11 protein-coding genes are annotated in these 12,037 nt (G+C 75.8%); 6 read left to right on the top strand and 5 right to left on the bottom strand.

What is annotated here, in order from left to right; all coding sequences use genetic code 11:
• Window positions 1–22 precede the first annotated feature (22 nt).
• Window positions 23–514 (top strand): ribose-5-phosphate isomerase, encoded by a 492-nt coding sequence (locus FN207_RS17770; protein ID WP_142459779.1) that lies wholly within the window; start codon window positions 23–25, stop codon window positions 512–514.
• A gap of 6 nt (window positions 515–520) precedes the next feature.
• On the opposite strand, the gene FN207_RS17765 is transcribed toward FN207_RS17770, so the two are convergent.
• A complete protein-coding gene (locus tag FN207_RS17765; RefSeq protein WP_142459778.1) occupies window positions 521–1,762 on the bottom strand; it encodes a GNAT family N-acetyltransferase in 1,242 nt (413 codons plus the stop codon).
• 62 nt (window positions 1,763–1,824) lie between these two features.
• On the opposite strand from FN207_RS17765, the gene FN207_RS17760 reads away from it, so the two are divergent.
• Complete coding sequence (locus FN207_RS17760; protein WP_142459777.1) at window positions 1,825–2,241, top strand: MarR family winged helix-turn-helix transcriptional regulator; 417 nt, start codon at window positions 1,825–1,827, stop codon at window positions 2,239–2,241.
• Here the strand turns inward: FN207_RS17760 and FN207_RS17755 are convergent.
• On the bottom strand, window positions 2,226–2,891 hold the full coding sequence (locus tag FN207_RS17755) for a LuxR C-terminal-related transcriptional regulator (RefSeq protein ID WP_246066143.1): 666 nt from the start codon (window positions 2,889–2,891) through the stop codon (window positions 2,226–2,228). The genes FN207_RS17760 and FN207_RS17755 overlap by 16 nt on opposite strands.
• The gene (locus FN207_RS17750) at window positions 2,888–4,174 is read right to left on the bottom strand and encodes a sensor histidine kinase (protein ID WP_142459776.1); all 1,287 of its coding nucleotides are present in this window, start codon (window positions 4,172–4,174) and stop codon (window positions 2,888–2,890) included. Before FN207_RS17750 ends, FN207_RS17755 begins: the two co-directional genes overlap by 4 nt.
• Before the next feature lie 221 nt (window positions 4,175–4,395).
• On the opposite strand from FN207_RS17750, the gene FN207_RS17745 reads away from it, so the two are divergent.
• The 4 genes from FN207_RS17745 (at window position 4,396) to FN207_RS17730 (ending at window position 9,715) form a co-directional block, all read left to right on the top strand.
• The gene (locus tag FN207_RS17745) at window positions 4,396–6,030 is read left to right on the top strand and encodes a hypothetical protein (RefSeq protein WP_142459775.1); all 1,635 of its coding nucleotides are present in this window, start codon (window positions 4,396–4,398) and stop codon (window positions 6,028–6,030) included.
• A gap of 94 nt (window positions 6,031–6,124) precedes the next feature.
• Window positions 6,125–7,927, top strand: a complete 1,803-nt coding sequence (locus FN207_RS17740) for a bifunctional metallophosphatase/5'-nucleotidase (RefSeq protein ID WP_142459774.1) — start codon at window positions 6,125–6,127, stop codon at window positions 7,925–7,927.
• Window positions 7,928–8,087: 160 nt separating this feature from the next.
• On the top strand, window positions 8,088–9,089 hold the full coding sequence (locus tag FN207_RS17735) for a sigma-70 family RNA polymerase sigma factor (protein ID WP_110906308.1): 1,002 nt from the start codon (window positions 8,088–8,090) through the stop codon (window positions 9,087–9,089).
• Between the two features lie 122 nt (window positions 9,090–9,211).
• Window positions 9,212–9,715 (top strand): DUF4396 domain-containing protein, encoded by a 504-nt coding sequence (locus FN207_RS17730; RefSeq protein WP_142459773.1) that lies wholly within the window; start codon window positions 9,212–9,214, stop codon window positions 9,713–9,715.
• Window positions 9,716–9,754: 39 nt separating this feature from the next.
• On the opposite strand, the gene FN207_RS17725 is transcribed toward FN207_RS17730, so the two are convergent.
• Both FN207_RS17725 and FN207_RS17720 read right to left on the bottom strand, forming a co-directional pair.
• Window positions 9,755–10,636, bottom strand: a complete 882-nt coding sequence (locus tag FN207_RS17725; RefSeq protein WP_142459772.1) for an alpha/beta fold hydrolase — start codon at window positions 10,634–10,636, stop codon at window positions 9,755–9,757.
• Entirely contained in the window at window positions 10,633–12,033 is a 1,401-nt protein-coding gene (locus FN207_RS17720; protein ID WP_142459771.1) for an FAD-binding oxidoreductase, read from the bottom strand. The genes FN207_RS17725 and FN207_RS17720 overlap by 4 nt, the downstream gene beginning before the upstream one ends.
• Between the last annotated feature and the right edge of the window lie 4 nt (window positions 12,034–12,037).

The following is a 12,037-nucleotide window of genomic DNA, read 5'->3' as shown; positions in this document are numbered from 1 at the left end:
CCGACCCTGACAGACTCGGGCCATGCGCGTCTTCGTCGGCACCGACCACGCCGGACTGGACTTCAAGGAGCACCTCAAGCAGGCGCTCACCGAGGCCGGGCACGAGCCGGTCGACTGCGGCGCCCACGACTACGACCCGCAGGACGACTACCCGCCGTTCTGCTTCGAGGTCGGCGAGCGGGTGGTCGTCGAGCCGGGCAGCCTCGGCGTGGTCATCGGCGGGTCGGGCAACGGCGAGCAGATCGCGGCCAACAAGGTGCCCGGCGTCCGCGCCGCCCTCGTCTGGAACCGGGAGACCGCCGAGCTCGCGCGGGCGCACAACGACGCCAACGTGTGCGCGATCGGCGCCCGCCAGCACTCGATCGAGGAGGCCACCGCGCTGGTGCTGCACTTCCTCGCCTCCCCGTGGAGCGACGAGGAGCGGCACGTCCGCCGGATCGGCCTGATCAGCGACTACGAGCAGAACCGGCACCGTCCCGCCGGCGGCCTGCCCACCCGCGCCGACGTCGTCTGAGGCTCCTCAGAACTGGTCGGGGCAGTACGGGCTCACCGGCCAGGAGAACGCCGTCGCGGCCTGGGTGACCGCTCCGGGACTCACCTCGGTGACCCGGCCGGCCGCCTGCAGCGTGCCCAGCGAGACGCCGCCGAGGTAGGCCGCCGCGAGCGCCTCGACGTCGACCACCAGGTCGGGGTCGCCGTCGGTGGGGGCGCAGAAGGCCCCGGCCGGGTGCCCGCGCAGCCACCAGCGCCCATCGTTCCAGGGGCAGAACCGGTCGCGCACCTCGAGCACCATGTCGATCGGCGCGGGGTAGCGGCGGGCCGCCAGCGCCCGGCCGACGTCGACCAGCCGCAGCCACAGTCCGTCCAGCGGCCGGGCGAGCAGTGCCCGCGGGTCGGCCAGCAGGTGGCGCAGCGGGTCCTCGTCGGGTGCGTAGCCGGACTCCACCGACCGCACCAGGTCCAGGTCGAGCAGATACCGCCACAGGGCGGCGTACGCGGGCGTGCTGCGGGCGCGCACCTCCTCGACGACGACGGTGCCGTCGGGCGCGCCGTCGTCGGTCCAGCGCGACCGCACGTGGAAGGCGGCGTACCCGGTGACCTCCCCGTCGGCCTCGCGGTGCAGGAGGTACCGGCGCGCGCTCGCGCGGTGGCGGTGCTCGACGGGGTCGCGCAGCAGCCGGCCCCACCAGCGCTCGTCGCGCTCCATGTTCCCGGGGACCCAGCGGCGCAGCGCCTCGTGCACCCGCGCGGCGCCGTCCCGGTAGGCATCGGCGTCGACCGGTGCCACGGTGCCGGTGCCCAGGTCGACGTCGGGACGGAAGGCCATCTGCCGCGTGCGGCCGCGCAGGTTGCCCCGCTGGGTGGCCACCGCGTACCCGAACCGGCCGTAGATGCCGCCCTCGGAGGCCCAGAGCCCGGCCAGCGGCTCGCCGCCCTGCTCGTGCAGCTCGGTGAGCTGGCGCCGCATCACCGCGGTGAGCACGCCGCGGCGGCGGTGCGTGGGGGAGACGGTCACCCAGGTGACGCCCGCGCACGGCACGACGGCGCCGGGCACGGTCAGCTGCCGGCTGTAGATGCCCGCCGTGGCGGCCACCCGGCCGTCGTCGGCCCACAGGGCCAGGGAGCGGTCGAGCTCGGCCACCGGCGGCGGCTTCTCGGTGAAGTCGCCGACCGGCTCGTCGCCGAAGACCTCCATCATCGCCCGGCTGAAGGCGGGCCACTCCTCGGTCGTGACGGGGCGGAGGTCAGCGGGATCGGTCACCCCTGCTGTCTACCGGGAGGGGACGACGGCCCGCGACCGCGTTCCGGTGCGAGCATCCGGGGGTGCAGCAGCAGCGGCCGGTCGGGTGGTGGGTGAAGCGGCTCGACGAGCTGCTCGAGCGGGGTCTCGACGACGTCGTCGCGGCCGAGGGACTGTCCCGGCGGCACTGGCAGGTGCTCGACACCCTCGCCGCCGCCCCGTCGGCGCGCCCGGACCTGGACGCCGCCCTCGCCCCGTTCGCGACGCCGGCCCGGGTCGACGGCGTCCTCGCCGACCTCGCCGCCCGCGACTGGGTCGAGGAGCACGCAGGCCTCCTCGCGCTGACCCACGACGGCCGGGGCGCGCACGGCCGGCTCGCGGGCGCCGTCGCCGCGTTCCGCCGCCGCGTCGCCGAGGGGCTGTCGGCCGAGGAGTACGCGGCGACCGTCGCGGGCCTGGCCCGGATGGTCGCCAACCTGGAGGGTCAGCCGCGGAGGTAGGCCAGCGTGGCCATCACCCGGCTGTTGCGCTCCTCGTCGGGCGCCAGGCCGAGCTTGGCGAAGATCCGCTGGGTGTGCTTCTCCACCGCGCCGGGGGTGACCACCAGCTGCCGGGCGATCGCGGTGTTGGAGTGGCCCTCGGCGATCAGCCCGAGCACCTCCCGCTCGCGCGGGGTCAGCCGGCGGACGGGGTCGTCGGCGCGGCGGCGGGCGAACAGTTGCGCCACGACCTGCGGGTCGAGGACGGTGCCGCCGGCCACCACCTCGCCGAGGGCGGCCAGCAGCTGGTCGAGGTCGGTCACCCGGTCCTTGAGCAGGTAGCCCACCCCGCCGCGGCCGTCGGCGAGCAGCTCGTCGGCGTAGGCCACCTCGACGTACTGCGACAGCACCAGCACCGCCGTCCCGGGGACCACCCGGCGGACCTCCACGGCGGCGCGCAGCCCCTCGTCGGTGTGCGTGGGCGGCATCCGGACGTCGACGACGGCCACGTCCGGGCGCTCGGCGAGCACCGCGCGCACCAGCGACGGGCCGTCGCCGACCGCGGCCGCCACGGTGGTGCCCGCCTCCTCGAGGAGCCGGACCAGCCCCTCGCGGAGCAGGACCGAGTCCTCGCCGAGCACCACGCGCAGCGGTCGGTCGCCGGGGCTCATGCCCACGGCAGCTCGGCGGTGGTCCTCGTCGGCCCGCCGCGGGGGCTCTCGACGGTCAGGACGCCGTCGACGGCGCGCAGCCGGTCGGCGAGGCCGGCCAGGCCGTGCCCGGGCACGAGCAGCGCCCCGCCCTCGCCGTCGTCCTCGACGACGACCCGCAGGACGTCGCCGGCCCGCGCGACCTCGACCCGGCAGACCGACGCGCCGCTGTGCTTGGCGACGTTGGCCAGTGCCTCGCTGACGACGAAGTAGGCGGTGTTCTCGGTGGCGGGCGCCAGCCGCTCCCCGGGCAGGTCGACGGCCAGCTCCACCGGCACAGGCGAGCGGGCGGCCAGCGCGGCCAGCGCGGCGGCGAGGCCGCGGTCGGCGAGCACCGGCGGCGCGATGCCGCGCGACAGCGCCCGCAGCTCCTCCAGCGCCTCGCGGGCCAGGACGCCGGCCTCGACGAGCGTGGTGCGGGCGGCGGCGGGGTCGCGGTCGAGCTGCCGCTGGGCGCGGGAGAGGTCCATGCCCAGGCGCACGAGGTGCTGCTGCGGGCCGTCGTGGATGTCGCGCTCGAGCCGGCGCAGGGCCACCGCCTCGGCGGCGACGGCGGCGTCACGGCCGCGGGAGAGCCGCCCGAGCTCGGCCTGGGTGGCCGCCCGCGAGGTGAGCAGCACCCTGCCCAGCTGCGCCTGCAGCAGCGCGACGGCGCGGACGACGAACGGCAGCGCGGCCGCGGCCAGCAGGCCGATGAGCGTGTAGCCGACCACGCGCAGGCTCGTGCCGCCCTCGAAGCCGAGCAGCTCGAAGAGATCCTCGTTGCCCTCCTGGGGCAGCGCCCAGTCCCACAGGCCGTAGGTGATCCCGCCGAGGGCGAGCGCCCAGAACGCGACGGTCAGGGAGAAGGCGAGCACGGCCAGCGGGAGGCGCAGCACCGCGTGCAGGGCGTCGAGCCAGGACTGCGGGTCGCGCAGCGGGGTGAGCAGCCGGCGGACCGCGCCGCCCTCGGCGGGCAGATAGGCGGGGCGGGGGACCGGCCGGCCGAGGACCGCCGGCAGCTGCGCCCGCTCGAGGGTGGCCGAGCCGCGGGCGGCCAGCAGGGTGACGGCGAGGACGGCCAGGCCGATCCAGATCACCACGGTGCCGATCCCGACGGCCAGGCCGGTCACGGTGACGACGAAGAAGAACACGCCGACGGGCAGGGACAGCAGCGCGTAGCCGGAGTCGAGGAGGGCCTGGCGCAGGCGGCGCGCGTGCGGTGGCTCGGTCACGGAGGGCATCACCAGGGTGTCGGTGGTCATGGTGCGAGCCTGCTGACGGGAGACGGCCCGGCCGATCCCGTCACCCGGCCGATCCGCTGTCGGGCTGGCCCGACACCCGTTCCCGCGCCGCTCATCGGACGGGGATGCTCCCGGTCGCGGCGCGCCGGTGTCCAGGGGGCTGGCTACTGTCGGGGCCTGCCGGAGCGTGCCGACGGCGCCGCGCCCCCGCGTGGCCACGTGCCCGGCGGACGGAGGTCCCCATGCGCCCCAGGGCGGTGCCGGTCGTGCTCAGTGCCCTCCTCCTGACCGCCGGCTGCACGTCCTCGGCGGCCGGGGAGGACGAGGGCGCCGACGCCGCGGCGGTGGCCACGTCCGCCCCCGACCAGCGGCTGACCGTCGTGGCCGACGCCGAGCCCGTGGCCTCCGCCGTCAGCGCCAGCCGCGCGCTGTTCGACGAGGCGGGCGTGGTCGTCGTCGCGCCGGACGGCGACCGCGCGGCCACCCTGCTGGGCGCCTCGGCCGCCGTCGGCCTGGGCGTGCCGCTGCTGCTCGACCCCGAGGGCGAGGGCTCCGACGACGCCGTCGCCGGGGAGCTCGACCGGCTGGGCGCGCAGACGGTGCTCGCCGTGGGCGCCGACTCCGCGCCCGGGGACGCCGACGTCGTCGCCGTGCGGGCCAGCCCCGACGCCGTCGCCGCCGCCACCGGGCTGGACCTCGCCGAGGCCGACGCCGTGCCGGAGGACGGCGACGCGGCCGCCGTCGCGGCGCTCGACCCCGACGCCCCCGCCGCCCTGCGGCCCGAGGACGCCGACCCGGCCGAGGGCGAGGCCGACGGGGAGCTGCCGCCGGTGACCCGCGCCGAGCCGCTGGACGCCACGGTGGTCCTCGCCTCCGGCAGCGCCGAGTCGCTGGCCGGCGTCGCCACCGCCCGGGCCGCCGGCGCGAGCGTGCAGGTGACCGCCGGGCAGACCGACCCGCGTGCCTCGGCCGACGCCGTCGACGCGATCGCGGGAGCCGAGACCGTCGTCGCGCTCGGGACCGGCTTCGGCGCCGAGGACGGCCTGGACTGGAAGGTCGAGACGGCCGCCACCGGCACCCAGCTGCCCGGCGGCGGTCAGACGCTGTTCCCGCAGCACTTCATGGTCGCCCTCTACGGGCACCCGGGCACCGGCGCGCTGGGCGTCCTGGGGGAGCAGGACGCCGACGCCGCCGTCCAGCGGGCCCGCGACACCGCCGCGCCCTACGAGGCGCTGGTCCCTGACGCCACCGTCGTCCCGGCCTTCGAGATCATCGCCACGGTCGCCTCGGAGTTCCCGACCGAGGAGAACGACTACTCCTACGAGGCGCCGGTCGAGCAGCTCCGCCCGTGGGTGGAGGCCGCGGGCGCGGCCGGCCTGTACGTCGTGCTCGACCTGCAGCCGGGCCGCAACGACTTCGTCGCCCAGGCCGAGCGCTACCGCGAACTGCTGGAGCTGCCCCACGTCGGGCTGGCGCTGGACCCGGAGTGGCGGCTGGCGCCCGACCAGGTGCACCTGACCCAGATCGGCTCGGTGGGCATCGAGGAGGTCAACCGGGTGGTGACCTGGCTGGCCGACCTGACCCGCGAGAACCGGCTGCCGCAGAAGCTGCTGGTGCTGCACCAGTTCCGCGTCGACATGATCCCCGGCCGCGAGCAGGTGGACCTGTCCCGCGACGAGGTCGCCGTCATGGTGCACGCCGACGGGCAGGGGCCGCAGGGCAGCAAGCAGGAGACCTGGCGGGTGCTGCAGGGCGTCGGCCCGGAGGGGCTGGCCTGGGGCTGGAAGAACTTCTACGACGAGGACGCCCCGATGCTCACGCCCGAGGAGACGATCGCGCAGGTCTCCCCGCGTCCCCAGCTGATCAGCTACCAGTAGAGACCCCTGTGTGACGGGAACGTCACCCTCGGCAGTTAGCGTCGCCCGGCGCCCGGGACGCACGGGCGCCGCACACCGAGGGGATCTCGTACACATGCAACGACGCAGGTACCGGGCCGCGGCCCTGTCGGCCGGGATGGCCGTGCTGGCGGTGACCGCCGGGGCGGCGACGCCCGCGGCGGCGGCGCCGGGCGGTCCGTCCGACGAGCTCGACATCACGCTGCTGGCCACCACCGACCTGCACGGCCGGGTGCAGGACTGGGACTACTTCAGGGACGCGCGCTACACCGAGTCGGCGGGCTACGCCACCGGCCTGGCCCGGGTCGGCTCGGTGGTGGACCAGGTGCGCGCCGACAAGGGGGAGGACAGCGTCCTCGTCGTCGACAACGGCGACTTCCTGCAGGGCACGCCGCTGAGCTACTACTACGCGCGGCAGGAGCCGGTCACCGAGACCGGCGCCGAGCACCCGATGGCCGCCGCCTACGACGCGATCGGCTACGACGCCCAGGTCGTGGGCAACCACGAGTTCAACTACGGCCTCGACCTGCTGCAGGCCTACACCGAGGACGTCGACCACCCGGTGCTCGGTGCCAACGTCGTCGACGCCGCCACCGGCGAGCCGTACCTGCAGCCCTACACGCTGCGGCGGATGCACGTGCCCGGTCACAAGCCGGTCACCGTGGGCATCCTCGGGCTGACCACGCCGGGCTCGGCGATCTGGGACCGCGGCAACGTCGAGGGCCGGGTGGAGTTCCAGGACATGGTCGAGGCGGCGGAGCGGTGGGTGCCGGTCGTCGACCGGCAGGCCGACGTCGTCGTGGTGCTGTCGCACGCCGGCGTGGGCGGCACGTCGTCCTACGACCCCGCCCAGGCCCCGACCGAGAACCCGGCCGACGTCATCGCGCGGACGGTGCCCGGCATCGACGCCATGGTGGTCGGCCACACCCACCGCAACGCCCCGAGCCAGGTGGTCGTCAACGAGGTCACCGGCGAGGACGTCCTGCTGACCCAGCCCTACCGCTGGGGCGCCACGGTGTCCCAGGTCGACATCGGGCTGGAGAAGGTCCGCGGCCAGTGGGACGTCGTCAGCACCGCGGCCACCGCGCTGCGCACCGACCGGTACCCCGAGGACCCGGCGGTGCTCGCCGCGACGGCGGACGCGCACGCCCGCACGGTCGAGTACGTCAACCAGGTGGTCGCCACCTCGGCGGAGGCGCTGCCCGCGGCCACCAGCCCGTGGGAGGACACCCCGATCCTCGACTTCATCCAGGACGTGCAGACCGACACGGTCGGCGCCGCGCTGGAGGGCACGGAGTACGCCGACCTGCCGGTGCTCTCGATCGCCGCGCCGTTCAGCCGGGACGCGGTCTTCCCGCAGGGCGACGTCACCGTCCGCGACATCGCCGGGCTCTACGTCTACGACAACACGCTCGAGGCGGTGACCCTCACCGGCGCCCAGGTCCGCGCCTACCTCGAGTACTCGGCCCGGTACTACCGGACGGCACCGGCCACCGGTGCGGTCGACCCGGCGTCGCTGACCAACGCCGTGGCACCCGAGGCCCCGAACGGGATCCCGGACTACAACTACGACCAGCTGTCCGGCGTCACCTATGACGTCGACGTCGCGCAGCCGGTCGGGTCGCGGATCGTCGGCCTCTCCCACGACGGGCAGCCGGTGGCCGACGACGAGGTGTTCGTCGTCGCGGTGAACAACTACCGGCGCTCCGGCGGCGGCGGGTTCCCGGGCATCTCGACCGCGCCGGTGGTCTACAACGAGCAGCAGGAGATCCGCCAGCTGCTCATCGACCGGGCGCAGTCGACCGGGGTCATCGACCCGGCGGACTTCGCCGTCGAGAACTGGCGGCTGGTCCGCAGCGGCGCGCTGCTGGTTCCCTGACGCACCGTCCGCAGCGCGACCCGACCGCCCCGCCGGAGCCCTCCGGCGGGGCGGTCGGCGTCCGGGCACGGGTCAGGCCGTCGGGGACTCCCGTTCCGTCGGTCCCCCGTGGTGGACTGACGCCCGCCGACGGGGAGCCGACGAGGGAGAGGTGGTCCGCGTGACCAGCGTGCTGAGCGGGGTGGCCGACGAGCTCGACCCGCGGCTGCTCGAGCACCGCAGAGAGCTGACCGGCTACTGCTACCGGATGCTCGGGTCGTCCTTCGACGCCGACGACGCGGTGCAGGAGACCCTGGTCCGGGCCTGGAAGAGCTTCGCCTCCTTCGAGGGCCGCTCCTCGCTCCGGTCCTGGCTGTACCGGATCGCCACCAACGTCTGCCTCGACCAGCTGTCGGGCCGCCAGCGCCGGGCGCTGCCGATGGACCTGTCCGGGTCGCCGTGGTCGCCCGTCGAGGCGTCCCTGGCGGCCAAGCGGCCGGCCGAGGCGTGGGTCGAGCCGGTGCTCGACCGCGCGGTCCTGCCCGAGGACGGCGACCCTGCCGAGCGCGCGGTGGCCCGCGAGTCGGTGCGGCTGGCCTTCGTGGCCGCGCTGCAGCACCTGCCCCCGCGCCAGCGCGCCGTGCTGCTGCTGCGCGACGTGCTGCGCTGGCACGCCGACGAGGTCGCCACCCTGCTGGAGAGCACCGTCGCCTCGGTCAACAGCGCCCTGCAGCGTGCCCGCGCGACGCTGGCGGCGATGGGCGGCACCCCGGAGGAGCGGCCCCTCGACGCCGACCACCGCGACCTGCTGGCCCGCTACCTCGACGCCTTCGAGCGCTACGACATCGACGCCTTCGTCGCCCTGCTGCACGAGGACGCCACCCAGCACATGCCGCCGTTCGAGATGTGGCTGGGCAGCGCCGCCGACATCGGCACCTGGATGCTCGGCCCCGGCAGCGGGTGCAAGGACTCGCGGGTGATGCTCACCGAGGCCAACGGCTGCCCGGCGGTCGCCCAGTGGCGGCCGACGGCCGACGGCGGGCACGCGCCGTGGGCGCTGCACGTCCTGGAGATCGAGGACGGCCGCATCCGGCACCAGACGAGCTTCCTCGACCTGGACAACGACCTGTTCGCCCGGCTCGGACTGCCGGCGACGCCGGACGCGGAGCCCGCCGCAGGCTGACCGCCCGCACGACCGCCCCACCGCCTCCCGTCCCGCCCCGGGACGGGAGGCGGTGGTGCGTCCGGGGGTTGTGTCAGGTACCCCCTGGGGGTATACCTGTCGTCGTCCACGGAGGAGGCGACATGCAGACCGACCACACCCACCCGACCCACCAGGACCACACGGGCTCAGACCCGGGCTCCCGGGCATCCGTGCCCTGGAGCGCCGCCGCCCAGGCCACGCTGCACTGCCTCACCGGCTGCGCCATCGGCGAGGTGCTCGGCGTGGTGATCGGCACCGCGCTCGGCTGGTCCACCGCGGCCACCGTCGTCCTGGCCGTCGCGCTGGCCTTCGTCTTCGGCTACGCCCTCACGATGCGCGGCGTCCTGCGCGCCGGCCTGACGTTCCGCGCGGCGCTCAAGGTGGCGCTGGCGGCCGACACCGTCTCGATCGCCGTCATGGAGCTCGTCGACAACGCCGTCCTGGTCAGCGTGCCCGGCGCCATGGAGGCGGGGCTGTCCTCGGCGCTGTTCTGGCTGTCGCTGGCCGGCGCCCTCGCGGTGGCGTTCGTCGTCACCCTGCCGCTCAACCGCTGGCTCATGGGGCGCGGCCTCGGCCACGCCGTCGTCCACGCGTACCACCACTGACGCACGCGGGGCCCGGTCGGCGACCGGGCCCCGACGCGGTCAGGCGCGGGCGAGGGAGCGGCGCAGCGCCGCCACCGACGCGGCGGCGCCGGTCCGCGTCATGACCACACCGGCGTGGTCGTGGCCGGGCAGCAGCCCGGCCTGCACCAGCGACCCGTGCACCGCGACCACCGCCGCCACCTCGTCGGTGGTGTACGCCGGCGGCGTCCCGGCGCCCGTGCTCCACTCCGCGTACAGCAGCTGCGCCGGCACCCGCAGCGCGACCAGCGCCTCGGCGGCGGTGCCGGTGAGGAAGACGTCGGCGGCGTCGTCGACCAGGGCGCGGCCGTCCAGCCGCACCCGGCCGCCATCGGTCCCGCGCTCGAGGTCGTGCGCGAGGCAGCGGGCGAGCAGCGGGTCGGTGGGGTCGAGCAGCGGCGCGGTCTGCGAGACCACGTACCCGACGTAGGCGCCGAGGTCGGGCCAGTCGGTGGCCAGCCGGCCGAGCCGGTCGGCGAACGCGGCCTCGAGCTGCTCGCGGCGCGTGGGACGTCGGACCATCGGTACGCCGCCGTCGAGCAGGGTCAGCGTGCGCACGCGGTCGGGGTGCGCGGCCGCCATCTGCACGGCGACGAAGGCGCCCAGCGACATCCCGACGACGTCGACCCGCTCGAGCTCGAGGGCGTCGAGGACGGCGACCTGGTCCTCGACGTGCCCGGCGATCGTGGAGACGTCGGAGCGCGGCGTGCTCAGCCCGCGGCCGCTGAGGTCGGCGGCGACGAGGTCGACGTCGGGCGCCTCCTCGAGCACCCACTCCCACAGCCCGCAGGTGCTGCTCAGCCCGTGCACCGCCAGCACCGGCGGCGTGCTGCCCGGCCGACGCCGCACGTGCAGGGTGCGGCCGCCGGGCCGCGTGACCTCGACGTCCAGGTGCGCGCTCACGCCGGCACCTCGTCGGGCAGGACCTTGCCCGGGTTGAGGATGCCGTGCGGGTCGAGGGCGGCCTTGACCGCGCGCTGCATCGCCACCACCGCCGCGCTCTGCTCCAGTGCCAGGCCGGAGCGCTTGAGCAGGCCGACGCCGTGCTCGCCGGTCACCGTCCCGCCGAGGTCCACGGCGTCGGCCATGATCTCGGTGAACGCGACCTGCGCCCGCTCGCGCGCGGCGTCGTCGCCGGGCGGGGTGATGAGCAGCGGGTGCAGGTTGCCGTCGCCGGCGTGCGCGATGTTGGCGATGAGGACGTCGTTGCGTCGCGCCGCCGCCTCGATCCGCGCCAGCATCTCCGGGACGGCGGCCTTGGGCACGCAGACGTCCTCGGTCAGGACCGGGCCCAGCCGCTCGACGGCGGGATAGGCCAGCCGGCGGGCGGAGAACAGCGCCTCGGCCTCCTCGGCGTCGGTGGAGGCGGCCGCCCAGGTGGCGCCGGCGTCCTCGAAGCAGCGCAGCATGCCGGCGGCCTCGGCGTCGCCGGCCTCGCCCGGGGCGTCGGTGCGGCCGAGGAGGACGACGTCGGCGTCGACCGACAGGCCCATGTTCTTCCACGCGTCGACGGCGGCCAGGCAGTGCCGGTCGACCAGCTCCAGCGCCGACGGGACGATCCCCGCGGCGCCGATCGCCTCGACCGCGCGGCCGGCGTCGACCACCGAGGCGAAGTAGCCGACCACGGTCCGCTCGGCGGGCCGGGCCGGGCGCAGCCGCACGGTCACCTCGGTGACCACCCCGAGCGTCCCCTCCGAGCCGACCATCAGCCCGACCAGGTCGTAGCCGACGACGCCCTTGGCCGTCCGCCGGCCCAGCCGCACCAGCTCGCCGGTGCCGGTGACCACCTCGAGCTCGAGGACGTAGTCGCGGGTGACGCCGTACTTCACGCAGCACAGCCCGCCGGCGTTGGTGGCCACGTTGCCGCCGATGGTCGACCAGGGCGCGCTGGCCGGGTCCGGCGGGTACCAGAGGCCCTGCGCGGCGCAGGCGGCACGCAGGTCGTCGTTGACCACGCCGGGCTGGACGACGGCGTAGCGCTCGACCGGGTCGATCACCCGGATCTCGCGCATGGCCTCGGTGGAGACGACGACGCAGCCGTCGACGGCGTTGGCGCCGCCGGACAGGCCGGTCCCGGCGCCGCGGGTCACCAGCGGCACCCGGTGCTCCAGGCAGGCGCGGACGACGGCCTGCACCTCGCGGGCCTCGCGCGGGCGGACGACGGCCAGCGGCCGCCCGGACGGGGCCCACTCGGCCTCGTCGTGCCGGTAGGAGGCGAGGACGTCGTCGTCGAGGAGGACGCGGTCGGCGGGCAGGGCGGCCAGCAGGGTCCCGACGACCCCGGTGGTGAGGGTGGTCACCCGG

Origin of the sequence: Geodermatophilus aquaeductus (genome assembly GCF_900182545.1) — a bacterium.
GTDB classification, from domain to species: Bacteria; Actinomycetota; Actinomycetes; order Mycobacteriales; family Geodermatophilaceae; genus Geodermatophilus; species Geodermatophilus aquaeductus.
Note: the sequence above shows the minus strand (reverse complement) of the source record. Positions and strands in the feature narration are given on the sequence as shown.

Excerpts from the sequence above, each read along its gene's own strand:
- FN207_RS17730 (WP_142459773.1), top strand. The coding sequence starts at position 9,212 with ATGCAGACCGACCACACCCACCCGACCCACCAGGACCACACGGGCTCA.
- FN207_RS17740 (WP_142459774.1), top strand. The coding sequence starts at position 6,125 with ATGCAACGACGCAGGTACCGGGCCGCGGCCCTGTCGGCCGGGATGGCC.
- FN207_RS17745 (WP_142459775.1), top strand. The coding sequence starts at position 4,396 with ATGCGCCCCAGGGCGGTGCCGGTCGTGCTCAGTGCCCTCCTCCTGACC.
- FN207_RS17755 (WP_246066143.1), bottom strand. The coding sequence starts at position 2,891 with ATGAGCCCCGGCGACCGACCGCTGCGCGTGGTGCTCGGCGAGGACTCG.
- FN207_RS17770 (WP_142459779.1), top strand. The coding sequence starts at position 23 with ATGCGCGTCTTCGTCGGCACCGACCACGCCGGACTGGACTTCAAGGAG.
- FN207_RS17750 (WP_142459776.1), bottom strand. The coding sequence starts at position 4,174 with ATGACCACCGACACCCTGGTGATGCCCTCCGTGACCGAGCCACCGCAC.